The 14,470-nt window shown below is 59.2% G+C and carries 13 protein-coding genes and 1 pseudogene; 6 read left to right on the forward strand and 8 right to left on the reverse strand.

Annotated features, from left to right (window positions below; translation table 11 throughout):
• Positions 1–242 precede the first annotated feature (242 nt).
• Together YUA_RS51035 and YUA_RS44115 are read right to left on the reverse strand one after the other, a co-directional pair.
• Positions 243–548, reverse strand: coding sequence for a hypothetical protein (locus YUA_RS51035; RefSeq protein ID WP_027531716.1), 306 nt, complete (start codon positions 546–548; stop codon positions 243–245).
• Positions 536–1,621, reverse strand: a complete 1,086-nt coding sequence (locus tag YUA_RS44115; RefSeq protein WP_084292636.1) for a LysR family transcriptional regulator — start codon at positions 1,619–1,621, stop codon at positions 536–538. Before YUA_RS44115 ends, YUA_RS51035 begins: the two co-directional genes overlap by 13 nt.
• Positions 1,622–1,881: 260 nt before the next feature.
• Here YUA_RS44115 and YUA_RS0116565 point away from each other — a divergent pair, with 260 nt between their 5' ends.
• From YUA_RS0116565 to YUA_RS0116580, 4 genes are all read left to right on the forward strand, one after another.
• The gene (locus YUA_RS0116565) at positions 1,882–2,067 is read left to right on the forward strand and encodes a hypothetical protein (RefSeq protein ID WP_027531717.1); all 186 of its coding nucleotides are present in this window, start codon (positions 1,882–1,884) and stop codon (positions 2,065–2,067) included.
• A 19-nt stretch (positions 2,068–2,086) separates the two neighbouring features.
• Entirely contained in the window at positions 2,087–2,539 is a 453-nt protein-coding gene (locus tag YUA_RS0116570) for a (2Fe-2S)-binding protein (RefSeq protein ID WP_027531718.1), read from the forward strand.
• A 2-nt stretch (positions 2,540–2,541) separates the two neighbouring features.
• Positions 2,542–4,869 (forward strand): molybdopterin cofactor-binding domain-containing protein, encoded by a 2,328-nt coding sequence (locus YUA_RS0116575; protein WP_027531719.1) that lies wholly within the window; start codon positions 2,542–2,544, stop codon positions 4,867–4,869.
• Between the two features lie 504 nt (positions 4,870–5,373).
• Positions 5,374–5,913, forward strand: coding sequence for a DUF4863 family protein (locus YUA_RS0116580; protein ID WP_027531720.1), 540 nt, complete (start codon positions 5,374–5,376; stop codon positions 5,911–5,913).
• Positions 5,914–5,969: 56 nt separating this feature from the next.
• On the opposite strand, the gene YUA_RS0116585 is transcribed toward YUA_RS0116580, so the two are convergent.
• The 3 genes from YUA_RS0116585 to YUA_RS0116595 all read right to left on the reverse strand — a co-directional run bounded on the left by YUA_RS0116585 (position 5,970) and on the right by YUA_RS0116595 (position 9,478).
• Positions 5,970–6,905: a polysaccharide deacetylase family protein gene (locus tag YUA_RS0116585; protein ID WP_051383206.1), complete on the reverse strand. Its 936-nt coding sequence runs from the start codon at positions 6,903–6,905 to the stop codon at positions 5,970–5,972.
• A complete protein-coding gene (locus tag YUA_RS44120) occupies positions 6,895–8,172 on the reverse strand; it encodes an MFS transporter (protein ID WP_051383207.1) in 1,278 nt (425 codons plus the stop codon). Before YUA_RS44120 ends, YUA_RS0116585 begins: the two co-directional genes overlap by 11 nt.
• Positions 8,173–8,245: 73 nt before the next feature.
• Positions 8,246–9,478: a S9 family peptidase gene (locus tag YUA_RS0116595; protein ID WP_027531722.1), complete on the reverse strand. Its 1,233-nt coding sequence runs from the start codon at positions 9,476–9,478 to the stop codon at positions 8,246–8,248.
• Positions 9,479–9,656: 178 nt separating this feature from the next.
• Here YUA_RS0116595 and YUA_RS52565 point away from each other — a divergent pair.
• Positions 9,657–9,905: pseudogene (locus YUA_RS52565) on the forward strand (helix-turn-helix domain-containing protein); the annotation flags it as partial.
• Positions 9,906–9,965: 60 nt separating this feature from the next.
• Entirely contained in the window at positions 9,966–10,283 is a 318-nt protein-coding gene (locus YUA_RS51670; protein ID WP_245285183.1) for a cupin domain-containing protein, read from the forward strand.
• A 723-nt stretch (positions 10,284–11,006) separates the two neighbouring features.
• Here the strand turns inward: YUA_RS51670 and YUA_RS0116605 are convergent.
• From YUA_RS0116605 to YUA_RS0116615, 3 genes are all read right to left on the reverse strand, one after another.
• On the reverse strand, positions 11,007–12,152 hold the full coding sequence (locus tag YUA_RS0116605; protein WP_027531724.1) for an LLM class flavin-dependent oxidoreductase: 1,146 nt from the start codon (positions 12,150–12,152) through the stop codon (positions 11,007–11,009).
• A 70-nt stretch (positions 12,153–12,222) separates the two neighbouring features.
• Entirely contained in the window at positions 12,223–12,726 is a 504-nt protein-coding gene (locus YUA_RS47460) for a flavin reductase family protein (RefSeq protein ID WP_063627792.1), read from the reverse strand.
• A gap of 29 nt (positions 12,727–12,755) precedes the next feature.
• Positions 12,756–14,234 (reverse strand): aldehyde dehydrogenase, encoded by a 1,479-nt coding sequence (locus YUA_RS0116615; RefSeq protein WP_027531726.1) that lies wholly within the window; start codon positions 14,232–14,234, stop codon positions 12,756–12,758.
• Between the last annotated feature and the right edge of the window lie 236 nt (positions 14,235–14,470).

Genomic DNA, 14,470 nt, shown 5'->3' on the forward strand with positions numbered 1-14,470 from the left:
GAATGCCGCAGTCGAAAGCTGTACCGCAATTACCCCAGAAACAACAAAGCTGACCGTGTGGTACAACACTTTAGTTCGATGGTTCATGGACATGATCCTTCTATGATCGAAGGGCACGTCTTCAGGAGAACCCGAAAGCCACGCGCCCCTTTGAGGCGCCGTGGTCCCGCAAGCAGCAAGTGATCCCGCTAGATGATGCGAGCCGCCGGAGTACCAACCGGCCGTTCCTTTTCGGCTAGTTGCTACATATGAGTCTTTAGGAAGCAAGGCAAGTAAATTGACTGCAAGAAATGACGCCAAATAAAGGAAATCTGGAAATCGTTCTTTTCGGCGGACGCGGTTATCCGTGTGACGGAGTTGATCACGAGGTCGACCGACGGAGCTTCCCGGCCGAGGATGGAGAGCAGCGACGAAGCTAACGCCATTGTCGTGAAGTCGTTGGCAGCCAAAGTGAGTTGCTTGGTCGCCTGGACGATCGGTGATGGCGTCGAACGGTCGGTGAAGCCGGTAACGGGCGCGTTGCTGGATGTTATGATCAGTTTCGGCATCTGGAATCTCCTAGGCGGTTTGTGGTTTTTGGTTCGTGATGATCGCCAGCTTGAGCGTGAGGATCACGGCTTGTTTCGTGTTGCTCCTTTTTGCGATATCCGACGGCCTTGAGTGAGTCGCTGGCGCGCCGCAAGATATCATGAAGCCATTCTTGCGAAGGATCGCCTTCGACGCGCTGGTGCCAAAGCATTCTCACTTCCAGCGGAGTGGTCGGATACGGCAGTTCATGCGTTGCGATGGCGTGTCGTTCGGCGAATGCCCTGGCTAACGGTCGCGGGACGATCGCTGCCAGTTTCGTGTTTTCGAGCAGCGCCGGAAGTGCGAGGAAGTGTGGCAGGGAGACGGCAGTTCGCGGCGGACGATCGCTGTCGCCAAGCGCGCGTTCCAGTGCGGCGCGATCATACATTTCCGATCTTCTTGCGAGCCCGCGTTCCGAGATGAAGCCGTCAATCGCGCCTTCCTGCTCACCGCCGAAAGAGACCACGACCAGCGGAAGTGCCGCCAGCCGCTTGTTGTCGAGCCTGTCAAGCTTGTGCTTTGCCGCTACGACCAGGACGTCATCATATTCGAACAGGAAACTCGACCGGAAACGATCGGGAAGCGCTGAGAATACGCCGATGGCGACGTCGACGCGTCCGAGGTCTATCTGTTCGGCCAGGTCTATCCGTGTGACGGGCTTGATCACGAGGTCGACCGATGGAGCTTCCCGGCCGAGGATGGAGAGCAGCGACGAAGCCAACACCATTGTCGTGAAGTCGTTGGCAGCCAAAGTGAATTGCTTGGTGGAGTTTGTCAGGTCGAATTTGGGAAGCTCGACTGCAGCCTTCAGGGACCGCAGGGCGTCGCGGACAAGCGGGGCCATCGCGAGAGCCCGGCTGGTTGGCTGCATGCCTGTTGCTGTACGCACGAACAAGTCGTCTTCGAGCATTTCGCGCAGCCGGGCGAGGGAGTGGCTTACTGCGGATTGGCTGAGCGCAACTTTCTGACTCGCGCGCAAGACGCTGCGTTCCTCCATCACTGCGTCGAATACCTTCAGCAAATTCAAGTCCAAGGTCTTGAACGAAACGGACACGGCTGCAATCTCTCGATCGTGAAGCGCAAGCCTCGGCGAGGCTGCACGCGGGTTCGATGTTAGAGCCAAGCGCTCCGGGGTCGCAACTCCCTGTCAGGATGAATACCGCTCGAAGGGACGCGGGCAGCCTTTGTAGGCTCGCGGCTGTCGGGTTGGTCGTCAATGGCAAGCTGAATCTCGCTCATTCTCAAGCTGCAATGTTTGCACTTCCGTAGGACGGCGGCGGGTCATTATTGAATGCCGGTTAGAGGAGGGTGGGGATGATCTTTTGGAAGACGATCGGAGTCGGCCAGCGTGGCGCTATCCGGTTGGCCTTTGCTGCGGCTGTCATCTACGATTCGTGTGGCCAGCCCGAGGTGGCGACGCAGGCAAACGGAAGCGTGTTCCAGCCTGCGCCCAAACCGGACATCGACCGCTTATTACATCAACGGGTATCGGGGGCTTAAGAAGAGCGAGAAAACGATCATGATCAAATTGAAGATTAACGGCCAGCAACAAAACTGGGACGGCGACCCGGATCTTCCCCTGCTTTGGTTTCTCCGCGATGAAGTGGGATTGACCGGCACAAAGTTCGGCTGCGGCCAGGCCTTGTGCGGCGCCTGCACCGTCATCGTCGACAAGGAAGCGGTGCGCTCCTGCATCACTTCGGTCTCCGACGTGGTCGGCCGCGAGATCACCACCATCGAAGGCCTCCACCCCACCGGCGATCACCCCGTGCAAAAGGCCTGGCGTCAGGTCAACGTGCCGCAGTGCGGCTACTGCCAGGCCGGCCAGATCATGCAGGCGGCCGCGCTGCTGAGCGAGAATCCCAAACCCTCGCATGACCAGATACGAGAGGCGATGGCAGGCAATATCTGCCGCTGCGGCTGCTACCAGCGCATTGAAAACGCCATCCATCTCGCTTCGACAGGGGTGTGACCATGAATATTCCCACCAACCCCAAGAAACTCCGCGGCTTTGAGCAGTCCATCCGAACGATCAAGGTCGAAAACGTTTCTCGCCGCAGCATCCTCAAAGGTCTCGGGATTGCCGGCGGCTTCGTGCTTGCCGCGCCCGTGATGAGCCGTCGTGCTTTCGCCGCCTATGAAACCGGCGCCGGCAAGATGCCGCATGGCACCGTAGTCGATCCGCGTGTGTTCGTGGCGATCGCCCCAGATGGCACCGTCACCATTGTCGCACATCGCGCCGAAATGGGCACCGGCGTCCGCACCAGCCTGCCGCTGATCGTTGCCGAGGAAATGGAGGCCGACTGGTCGCGCGTTCGCGTCCAGCAGGCGCATGGCGATGAGGTCAAATACGGCAACCAGGACACCGACGGCTCGCGCAGCACGCGGCATTACCTGATGCCGATGCGCCAGATCGGTGCGTCGGCCCGCACGATGCTGGAGCAGGCCGCGGCGAAGCACTGGGGCGTTCCAGTCGTCGAGGTGAAAGCCAATAACCACGAGGTGGTCCACGACGTGAGTGGACGGAAGATCGGATTCGGGGATCTCGCCGCCGATGCCGCTAAGGAACCCGTGCCGGTCTTCGGCAGTCTCAAGCTTAAGGACCCGAAGAACTTCCGTTATCTCGGCAAGGGCGAGATCAGCATCGTCGACCTGCACGACATCACCACCGGTAAGGCCGGCTACGGCGCGGATATCCGCCTGCCTGGGATGAAATACGCCGTGATCGCTCGTCCGCCGGTGACCGGCGGCAAGCTGGTGGCGTTCGATTCGACGGACGCCATGAAGGTCTCCGGCGTCGAGAAGGTCATGGAGGTCCAGGGATGGCCGTGGCCTTCGAAATTCCAGCCGCTCGGCGGCGTGGCCGTGATCGCGCGCAATACGGGGGCCGCGATCAAGGGTCGCGACGCGCTGAAGATCACCTGGGACGACGGCACCAACGCCAAATACGACTCGGTCGCCTACCGCGCCGAGCTTGAGGAGGCCGCGCGCAAACCGGGGCTCGTCGTGCGCAAGGAAGGCGACGTCGACGCCGCCTTGAAGAGCGCCGACAAGGTGATCGTCGGCGAATATTATCTGCCTCATCTCGCCCATGTCAGCATGGAGCCGCCGGTCGCGGTCGCCGACGTCAAGGGTGACAAGGCCGAGGTCTGGGCGCCGTTGCAAAGCCCGGGCGGCACGCGCGAGGACGTTGCCAAGACGCTTGGCATCCCCGAGGACAATGTCACGGTCAACGTCACGCTGCTCGGCGGCGGTTTCGGCCGAAAGTCGAAATGCGACTACGCGCTGGAAGCGGCCCTGCTCTCGAAGGCGCTCAATGCGCCGGTCAAGATGCAGTGGACGCGCGAGGACGACGTGCAGCACGACTTCCTGCACACGGTGTCGGTCGAACGGATCGAGGCGGGCCTCGACAAGAACGGCAAGGTGATCGCCTGGCGCCACCGCAGCGTCGCGCCCAGCATCGCCTCGACCTTTGCGGCCGGTATCGTCCATGAAGCGCCGTTCGAACTCGGCATGGGTCTGATCGACAATCCTTTCGAGATGGCCAACCTCCAGTGCGAGAATCCGCAAGCCGCGGCGCATACAAGGATCGGCTGGTTCCGCTCAGTGTCCAATGTCCCGCATGCCTTTGCGGTCCAATCCATGGTCGGCGAGCTCGCGCAGGCCACCAACCGCGATCAGAAGGAGATGCTGCTCGAGCTGATCGGCTCGCCCCGGATCGTCGATCTGTCGTCGGTCAAGGATCCCTGGAACTATGGCGAGCCCTATTCCAGTTACCCGATCGACACGGCACGGCTGCGGCGCGTGGTCGAACTGGTTGCCGACAAAGGCGGCTGGGGACGGTCGGTGCCCAAAGGCCATGGACTGGGGATTGCCGTCCACCGCAGCTTTGTCAGCTATATCGCGACCATCGTCGAGGTGGCTGTCGACGATAAGGGCAAACTGACGGTGCCGCAGGTCGACACTGCCATCGATTGCGGAACCTACGTCAATCCGGAGCGGATCCAGTCCCAGATCGAGGGTGCGGCCATCATGGGGCTGAGCCTCGCCAAATATGGCGAGATCACCTTCAAGGACGGCAAGGTGCAGCAGAAGAACTTCGACGACTTCCCGGTGGTCCGGATCGACGAGGCGCCGCTGGTGACGAACGTCCACATCGTCCGGCCCGGTCCCGACACGCCGCCCAGCGGCGTCGGCGAGCCCGGCGTACCGCCGTTCGCACCGGCCCTGATCAACGCCATCTTTGCCGCGACGGGAAAACGTATCCGCGCGCTGCCGATCGGCAAGCAGCTCGAGACGTGAGGGGAATATCAATCGCCAGAAATCGTTTTCATTGATCTGACCGGAGACGGATCGATGAACTTCAGGCATCGGGCGCTCACCGCGTCGCTGGTGGTGGGCGCTCTTTTATCAACACCCAAGCCATCAGCGCTGAGGACGGATCTGCGGCGCCGACGACCGCGACGAGGCCGGCAAAAACGTTGCCGCAGCAGTCATCCATCCCTAACAACAATGATCCGGCGGCCACGACGACACAGACGACAGGTCAGGCCAATCCTGATGCGACTGTCAAGCAGATGAACGATGACCCGAAGCGAAAGCTCGAGATTGCTAGGGAGACATTTTCGAAAAACCACGGGATTTTGCGCTCGCTGCTGTCGATCCCCGAGGAGCAAATATTGGTCTGCGGGATGTCGGTCGGCTTCGCGAGGAACCCGCCCGAGAGGCGGCTGATGCCACGAGCGGGATCCAGGAATTCGTATCGTTCGTCGGATTTAAATGAACGGCCTTGAGGGAGGAAGCACTATGGGCAGCAGAGAAGACCTTATCCAGCGCAGCATTCGGTTCTTGCGGGAAGTCAAGGACATGACGCCCGGCGCAGAGATGGAGAAATGGCTCAATGACGAGTATGGCGAAGAGAGCGAGCTCTATCAGGAGCTGTCACGTTTGATAAAGATCGGTGTTGCGGAGGGCTGGGCGGCCAATCAGGAGCTGGAAGGTCCCAATTATCGCCGTAGCCGGATCCTGGAGCCGGTGCCAGAGACGTTCCAGTTCAGCATCACGGCCGTGTACATGAACAGCAAGGACGCGCGACGTTTCAAGGACGAAGACGAAAGGGACGTGCTGCGCGGCCAATACCACGGGCACCCATACGGCGAGCTCAACCTGGTCGTCCCGCTGGACAAAGGAGCGCAACTGAAGGGCTTACAACGATGGCAAGGCCCAGGTTGGACCGCACCCGATCCCGGCAGCCGGCACTTTCCGGAAGTCAGAGGCGGTGCAGTCATCGCGCTGTTCTACCTTCCGGCTGGCCGTATCTCGTACGAGTTTCAGGCGCCCTCTTGACCGCGCGCGCTCGCCAGGGGTAACGCGCATTCCTGCAGCGCTGTGAACGGGTTCGATCAAGTGGGGCTACTCGCTCGATCGGGCGGCCTTTTTGGCGGCAGATCAGAACAAATTTGTCCTTTGTACCAGTCGAGTATCTGTTCGCCCCTCCACATCAAGACCGAGTCGTGCCCAAGAATGTAGTCGTAAAGCATTTCAAGATATTTGATGCGGTGAGGAACGCCGGTGAGATAGGGATGGATTGAAATTGCCATAATACGAGGGGCCTTTGCGCCCTCGATATAAAGCCGGTCGAACTGATCGCGGCCGCGCCGGTAGATTTCATCCGATGGCTGCTGCTGCACGGCGCTCAGCACGACGTCGTTGATTTCGACGGAATAGGGCACGGAGACAATAGCGCCGGAGCGGGTCTTCAACGACACTGGCTGATCATCCAATACCCAGTCTGCAACATATTCGATACCGGCCTCAGCAAGAAAATCGAGTGTTGCGTCGGTTTCGGTGAGACCAGGGCTCTCCCATCCGCGCGGCGCGTGCCCGGTGATCCCGGCGATTGCCCGCATCGTAGCTACGATCTCTGCCCCTTGATCGTCGACCATATGCATCGGCTTTTGGGCCAAGCCGTGCCCCATGAACTCCCAACCGGCCCGATGTGCCGCCTCGCAGGCTTCGCGGTAGTCCGCGCATGCGGAGCCATTGACCGCCAATGTGGCGTTCAGATTGCGCTCGCCGAGCGCTTCGAGAAACCGCCAGAAGCCGACGCGCATCCCATATTCGTACCAGGCCCAGTTCGGAAGATCGGGCAAGAGTGGCTGCCCCATGGGTGGCGGGAGGATGGTGCGGGGCATCGCGCCAGATGGGCTCCAGTTCTCCAGATTGACGATCGTCCACACGGCGACTCTGGCATTACCAGGCAGGGTCAGCGCTGGGCGGTTGTAGATCGAGGCGTAGTTCAGGCGATTGCGGAAACTGCTGCCGAACTCACTGTTCATGAATGATTTCCTTAACAACTGCGGTCCGTTTCGTGCCGCGAACGGCGGATGTGTCGAGAAACAGCATCGCAACGATGGCGACGAGGGGGACGAGGCAAAGTTGCAGGAGGGCTGCATTGCCCCAGCCCGAATGATTGACCAGAAGCGCAAACAGGTAACCTGCTAGGCTGGCCGGCAAATAGAGGCAGGTAATCATCACACCGGATGCACGGCCGACCTGCGCGGGTCGTACACAGCGCTGAATCAAGGCATAGGTATTAATGAAAACGAAGCCGCTTCCGATCGCGCCTGCGAGCAACGCCAACATGCCTTGGGCTGCTGCTGATCTAGCGAGATTGAAGATCGAATAGTTGTTTACCATCATCACGATGGTCGCAAAGATCGCAATCCAGCGCTGGTTGAAGCGGTCTGCTACGTAGCCGGCGGGTATCCCGAACAGGGCGCCGGCGCCGAACAAACTCGCCGCCAAGCCGGCTTCGGTGACGCTGAAACCCAGCTCGCTGCGCAGGAATGTGGGATAAAGACCGAGGAAGCCGTAGCCTGCGACACCAAGCGTGACCGCACTGATCGCGCAAATGACTACATTCCAATTGAGAACATTAGGCGGAAGGTTTTCCGTTGAATCCTGCACTACCATATCGACGAGCTCGCCTGCTTGCTCGGTAAACGAAGGCGAGACCGCAGCGACGGTGGCGATGATAATGACAAGGCCCAATAGACCATAGCTGATCAGGGGAACGCGCCAGTCACCACTCCAGAACAGCAGGTACGCCGCCAGCATAGGTCCCACAAAGGAGCCGACGCCATAGGCGAAATTCATCGACCCGAGCGCCACTGCGCGGTTGTTGGCGAAGTAGGCGCCCACGGCAGTGAAGAGTGCTGCTTGTTGCATGCCCTCGCCGACGCCGGAAAGTGTCCGATAGAACGCCATGTCGTAAAAGCCGATAGAGAAGGCCGACATGATTGTCAGGACCGAGTAGAGCGCGACCCCGATGACAAGCACCTTTAGTCGCGTCAGCCGATCCATCAGGAAACCCGTCGGAAGGCCGGAGAGGCCGATTCCCAGCGTGAAGATAGTGGATAGAAATCCACCCTGTTCGAGAGAGAAGGCGAAGGACTTATTGATGTTTGGCAGCAGTACCGGAAAGACGATGCGGTCCATGGCATTGATCGCGTAGGTGATGCCGAGCATACCTAGCATCGTCAGCGCGACCTTGATTGGCAGCCGCGCTCGCGATGTCGTATGGATTTCGAACGGTTGGGTCATGGCGCCCCGGGCACATATAGTTTCAAGCTGTGGGCTGAACGGTCCAGGTCCCGTCGACCGGGTCTGGAATGCTTCAAATGAGAGGCGCCACGGGGGATTCTCTCCTCAGAACCTTCTCGTCGATGCCGAATGTTTTGCAGAGCCAGTCGCCGATGATTTCCTGGCCCAGCGTCGGATTGTCGTGCTGACAGTGATCCGCGCCCGTCTCTTCCTCGCTGACCAAGTGAAATGTCACGTCGACTCCCTTGGACACAGCATAGTCCCTGACGATCTGCGCCTGTTTCACGCCGAGGACGTCGTAGCCACCATGAACGATCAAGTACGGGCATTTCATATTGTCGAGCGCGCCTTCGAGCCGAAATCGCTTGACCACCTCGGGAAGCTCTTTCATCGACTTCGCGCCTGTGACCCACAACAGATGCTTCGCGAGCGGGTGATCCTCGGACCGCTCTCCGATTTGAGCCGCAAAATCCCAGATTGCGCCGTGCGAGATGCAGGCGGCAAGACGCGGCTCAAAGCTGCCAGCCCGGGCCGCGTAGTAGCCGCCAAGGCTGGATCCGCACACCGCGATCCTTGACGCGTCCACGTCGTTGCGCGTCGCCAGATAGTCGATGCAGCGGCCGATCGGGACTTCATAATCATAGCGGCTGACGACCCCGTGGCGGCGCAGTGTGCCGCCCTGACCCGGCCCGTCAACCATCAGAACGGAAATGCCGCGCTGGAGGGCGCCGCGTGCCTGCATGAACCACATTTCGTCCTTGATCGAGTCGAGGCCGCCCATCGAAATAAGCACCGGCTGCTTTCCGGCACCATGTGGCGAGCGCACGAAATAGGCGCAAAGAGACACGCCTTTCTCGTACGGTACATCAACGACCTCGCCAGCGGGCGCGAGATAGGAGATGAACTTCTTGGAGCAGGCTTCCATCAACTCGAACGTTGCTAGACGGCGCGGATCATTCGCAGGCAACCAGAATTCGGCCTGCCGGTAATATCCAGCTGCCCGCAGCCAACAGTTCTGAGCGGTCTGGATATGACCTGCCTCCTCGGCCCTGGTAGCTCGCTCGCGATTCCGCTCTGCGACGCCCATCCACTCCCGATGCCAGCTTTCGTCATCACCCGGCTTCATTCTTGAGGCCGCCAGGAAGACTTCGCTGATGGCGCCGGCACCTTCCTGCGTCTCTCCAAGGCCGCGTCGAAATTGATACGACCACCACGGATGATCCGGCCAATGCTGCCATCCGTACGGTTCGTAATGCGGATTTGAGTTCGTCGCCTGCGTTTCGATCAACGTGGTTTCGCGAGCCATAAGGGCACCCTCAAATACATAAGGTTAGAGCACGCTTTTACGTGGTACCGCAATGTCGTTCAAGTACCTTGAATGACATTCACGTACAATTCAAGCCGCGGCGGCATAATTTCTAAGGCGCTGGAAAGTTTCGGCTTTTAGCTTAAGGTCCTCGATTGGGTCCAACCGAGAATCGGATGTGTCTACGAGAAACAAAAAGCGGCCTTCGGCCGCCCCGAAAAGCGCGAAGGCGCCGCAACGCGAGGAGGACGCGCATATCGGGCTTCGGCTTCGGCACGCGCGCATGACTCGTCGAATGACGTTGCGCGAACTCGCGGAGCGAGCGGGTTGCTCCGAGAGCCTCCTGTCAAAGGTGGAGAACGAGCGAGCGATGCCGTCGTTATCAACCTTGCACCGGCTCTGCCGGTGTCTCGATCTTACGGTCATGGAGTTGTTCGCGCGGCCGAACGCACCACCCGGCATCGTATCGCGGGCGGGAGAACGGCCCGTGTTGAAAATTCATCCGCTCCGGCCGAATAGTAACGTGACGGTCGAACAGCTCATTCCTTTCAAGGCAACCAACCTCTTGGAGGGCAGTATTCACCTCATTCCGTCTGGCACGGGAGGACGCGACCTCATCTCCCACCAAGGCGAGGAGGTCATGTATGTTTTGGAAGGTACGCTCGAGGTGACGGTTGGATCGGAGAAGTACATCTTGCACGAAGGTGACTCCGTGCATATCCGATCAGAGCTGCCGCATGGCTACCACAATCCGGGTCCTACGCCGGCACGGGCACTCGTCGTCAATACGCCTCCAACCTTTTAGAGGTTTCGAACCTCATCCGGAATCAGGCGTTGAAGGGGGCCGCGCCGCTGTTTCGACGAAGCAATTGGAATTTCTGCCTTTCCGCTTGCCACGTCGATGCCGACATCGACTAGGATGCGATCCTTGCCACCAGCCGTTATGATTGGGCTGACCGCACCGGGCGGCCCGTGCTGCGGGCCTCTCCGAGATGCGGCGGCGGATAAGCTTTCGCCTGAGGCGCTCGAAGCCGCCGCCGATAACGCATCGTCGCTCAACGGTCGAACCGTGGCCACGCCGGCTTCGCGCAAGGAGGTGGCATGAGCCGGGGAAGTTGAATGACACCCCCTGCCGAACTCGAACTGAACGTCCGGTTGGTTTCAAGGATGTGAACCGCGTGGTCACATCCACTTTGACTTTCTCGGCTTCCAGTCTTGAGCCCGAAAGATCATGTGGGTAACGCCGGACAGGCGCATGTTCGCCCAAAGTTTTCAGCGTGCCGCCAGCCCGAAAACTTTGACCCGAATCAGCGGAGAGATTCGCAGCTAGGCGCTCGGAATGGTCAAGTTCCGCAGCTTGGCGACGGCTCTGCGCGGCTCCGTTCTCCGCATGATCCGCTTTGTCCTCAATGCGGTCGTTCATTACCGCCCTCGCGCAAACCTCAGCCTGCTTCGCAGGCTATGGCCCCGGCGATCTCAAGCGTCCCCGGGGCCAAATCTGATTAAATTAGACGCAACGCTGGCGTGTTCACGCGGCGACCGCCGACTTAGTCAACGGCTTGCGCAACCCGGCCTGCTCCAGAAGGGGCATGACCTTGGCGTTCCAGTATGGAAGCTCGTGGTTGTAGTCGACCATCGAGATCAGAGTGCCATCGATGCCGGTCCGCGCCAAATCAACTAGCCTATCAGTGACCTGCTCCGGCGTCCCCACAAGCGGATAACCGCCCCATCCCGCAATGAAGTTTTCGCGGAACTTGTCGAAGTATTCGGGAGTATAACTTCCGCTTTGCACGCCGAACACCTTGCAGATGTTATCACACGCCTCCCAATCGCCCTTCTCGTGGACGTAGTAGTTGAAGTACTCGCGCGCCTCCTTCTCCGTATCGCGTACCACCGCATACGAATAGGTGAACGTCCCCACCTCGCGCTTGTACTGCTCCCATGCGAGCTTCTTCATGGTCTCCACCCACTTCGTGCCCTTCTCGACGTCTTCGACTACCGAGAAGTTGATGTCGCAAAATCGAGCGGCGAACTCGCGTCCCTTGCTGGAAGATCCAGCGCTGATCAACACCGGGCGAGGCTTCTGATATGGTTTCGGATCGGAGAAGCCTTGATTGATAGCAAAGAATTCGCCCTTGTGATCGAACCATTTCTCGGTCCAGAGCTTCTCAAGAACTTGGACCCATTCGGTGGCATATTCATAGCGGTTGTCGTGCTCCATCATTTTCACCCCGAACATTTCCATTTCGGGGGTGAACCAACCGCATACCATATTCAGGCCAAAGCGACCCTTCGATATCCGGTCGATCGTGGTCGCCATTTTTGCCGCAACGATCGGATGCAACGTAGGCACATGGGACGTGGCGAAAAGGAAGATCTTTTGGGTTCGAGCCGCAAGGGCCGACGCCCACGTGTAGGTCTCCATACAGTTGCCGTTGAAATTCGATGGCCCGCCAAAACCACGCCAGCGCGCGATCGGTACGATGCATTCGAAGCCAGCATCCTCGAGCATCCCGACGATCTCGAGATTCTTCTCGAAGGTCGGTTCGAAGGTCGTCTCTGCTAGTGTGATGGCGCAAGCATTCGAACAGTTCGGTCCAAATATTCCGAGCTTGAGCTTGTTCTCGTTGAACAAGGGGTTGCCGGCACTGCGATATGCGTCGAGATTGCTCAAGGTTTCCTCCTCATTGGTTTACGTGGTCGAGCAGTTGTGCTCGTTATTGTTTTGTCGGTTTGGGCGTGGGCTAAGAGAGTGCAATTGACTTGTAAAGGGCCCCCTCCTGATAAAGTAGAGGCGACGGCTCGCCGAACAACACGACCTTTTCGACATTGCCGATGAAGACCGAGTGGCTACCGTGAGCCAAGGTCTCTGAGACGCTGCAGAAGACATTTGCTTGGGCATTTGCCAGGTAGGGGATCTCGAACTCGCCAATCGCCCAATCGCCGGAGCAAAATCGCTCCTCGCCCGTCATCTTCCCGCTGAATATCGGCACAAGATGGCCATGTTCGCACGCCAGCAGATTTACACAGAATTGACGACTTCTGATGATCGGCTCATGGATGCTGGCGGATCGATTGATGCACACCAAAAGAGAAGGCGGTGTTGTCGTCAACGAGGTTACCGCGGTCGCCGTCATGCCGTGCCGTCTCCCATCGCTCTGGCTGGTGACGATCGCCACCGTGGCCGCGAGACGTCTCATGGCCGCCTTGAAGTCGCCGACCACGTCGTCCGAATTCGGATGTTGCATGTCGCTCTCCCAAGTTGTCCGCGAGAACCTCAACCCATGACGAATGGATTGGGAACGTCCGGGTTGCCGTTGATGAACACGCTCTTGGTTTCGAGGTACTCTTTGATGGCTTCGATGCCGTTCTCCCGTCCAATGCCAGAACCCTTCACGCCACCGAACGGGGCGAGGTAGCTAACGACTCGATAGGCGTTGACCCAGACGGTCCCGGAATGCAGACGCTTGGGCATCTTCACAACTCGCTCGAGGCTTGTCGTCCAGATGGCCGCTGCGAGGCCGTACGGCGTGTCGTTGGCGATTTCCACCGCCTCATCATCACTGTCGAATGGAATAACGGTGAGCACCGGCCCGAAGATTTCCTCGCGAGCAATCCTCATCGAGTTCTTCACGCCGGTAAAAATCGTCGGCTCCACGAACCAACCGTCACCGCACGCCTCCCCCGATCCGCGGCGGCCACCTGTGGCGCACTTGGCACCTTCGCTCCTGGCGATCTCGATATACTTCATGACGCGTTCGAGTTGCGGCCTAGTGGATACTGGCCCCATGTTCGTTTCGGGCCTGCTCGGATCCCCAAGCTTTGCCGCGGATACGAATGCGACGAGCTTGTCCACGAACCGGTCGTGAATGGATGAGTGCACCAGGAGGCGAGAGCCGGCCATACAAGTCTGTCCTGTTGCCGCGAACACGCCGGAAATCACTCCCTTGACTGCAGCATCCAGGTTGGCATCTGCAAAGACGATGTTTGGGGATTTGCCGCCCAATTCCAGAGAGATGCGCTTGAATGTTTTTGCAGCGGCGGTCGCGACTGCTTTTCCGCCGACGTCGCCCCCGGTGAATGCAACTCGCCTAACCAGAGGATGCGTGGTCAATACCTCTCCCACTTCCGCACCGTAGCCGGTCACCACGTTCACGACTCCGGGCGGGAACCCTGCCTTTTCGAAGAGCCGTGCAAATTCGATCACTGACGTCGAAGCGAATTCGGATGGCTTGATGACCACGGTGTTGCCTGCAGCAAGAGCCGCGGCAACCTTCATCGTCGTAAGAAGGAGGGGCGAATTCCAAGGAACGATGCAGGTAACGACGCCGAGAGGCTCGTACGCTACATAGTGAAACATTCCTGGCTTATCGATCGGAGTGACGGAACCCTCGATCTTATCCGCCAAACCGCCGTAGTACTGGTACCAGCGGGGCAGATATCTGAGATTGCCGAGCATTTCGGCCTTGAGTTTCCCTGTGTCGCGGACTTCCAATTCGGCAAGATGCTCGGCATCCGCAGCCATGCAATCGGCGAGCTTGTAGAGGAGCAGACCTCTATCGGCCGGGCTCATGCGGCTCCAGGGGCCCTCGGTGAAGGCTTCATGAGCGGCCAGTACCGCAGCCTCCGCGTCGCGACTCGTTCCGCGGGGCACCCGCGCCCACGGCTTACCGGTATAGGGATTTTCGGACTCAATCCATTCGTTTGACGTCGCCGCCTGCCAACGGTCGCCGATACGCATGAGAAACTCTTCCATGCCATTTCCTCCTTGGAAGTCCCGAGGCGAAGTCTTTGTGCGCCTCGTTCGCTTGCGGTCGTTGTCTGCCGCTGAGTTTCGATACTTACACGAGCGAGGGCCGTCGTAAAGCAAAAATTCCACTATAGAGGATTTCCGTTTGGCGTGTGAGGGCTTTTGAGCGGCGCTCGTCGGTCCTTCAGACCATGCCCTCGACGTGCGTTCGGGTTTAAGGTCAAGGCTGTAGCCGTCTGTAG

Source organism: Bradyrhizobium sp. WSM3983 (assembly GCF_000473045.1).
In the GTDB taxonomy this organism is placed as follows: Bacteria; Pseudomonadota; Alphaproteobacteria; order Rhizobiales; family Xanthobacteraceae; genus Bradyrhizobium.

What these genes read in the sequence shown, in the direction of transcription:
- YUA_RS51035 (WP_027531716.1), bottom strand. Translation starts at nt 548, where the DNA reads ATGCCGAAACTGATCATAACATCCAGCAACGCGCCCGTTACCGGCTTC.
- YUA_RS0116565 (WP_027531717.1), top strand. Translation starts at nt 1,882, where the DNA reads ATGATCTTTTGGAAGACGATCGGAGTCGGCCAGCGTGGCGCTATCCGG.
- YUA_RS0116570 (WP_027531718.1), top strand. Translation starts at nt 2,087, where the DNA reads ATGATCAAATTGAAGATTAACGGCCAGCAACAAAACTGGGACGGCGAC.
- YUA_RS0116575 (WP_027531719.1), top strand. Translation starts at nt 2,542, where the DNA reads ATGAATATTCCCACCAACCCCAAGAAACTCCGCGGCTTTGAGCAGTCC.
- YUA_RS0116580 (WP_027531720.1), top strand. Translation starts at nt 5,374, where the DNA reads ATGGGCAGCAGAGAAGACCTTATCCAGCGCAGCATTCGGTTCTTGCGG.
- YUA_RS0116585 (WP_051383206.1), bottom strand. Translation starts at nt 6,905, where the DNA reads ATGAACAGTGAGTTCGGCAGCAGTTTCCGCAATCGCCTGAACTACGCC.
- YUA_RS44120 (WP_051383207.1), bottom strand. Translation starts at nt 8,172, where the DNA reads ATGACCCAACCGTTCGAAATCCATACGACATCGCGAGCGCGGCTGCCA.
- YUA_RS0116595 (WP_027531722.1), bottom strand. Translation starts at nt 9,478, where the DNA reads ATGGCTCGCGAAACCACGTTGATCGAAACGCAGGCGACGAACTCAAAT.
- YUA_RS47460 (WP_063627792.1), bottom strand. Translation starts at nt 12,726, where the DNA reads ATGCAACATCCGAATTCGGACGACGTGGTCGGCGACTTCAAGGCGGCC.
- YUA_RS0116615 (WP_027531726.1), bottom strand. Translation starts at nt 14,234, where the DNA reads ATGGAAGAGTTTCTCATGCGTATCGGCGACCGTTGGCAGGCGGCGACG.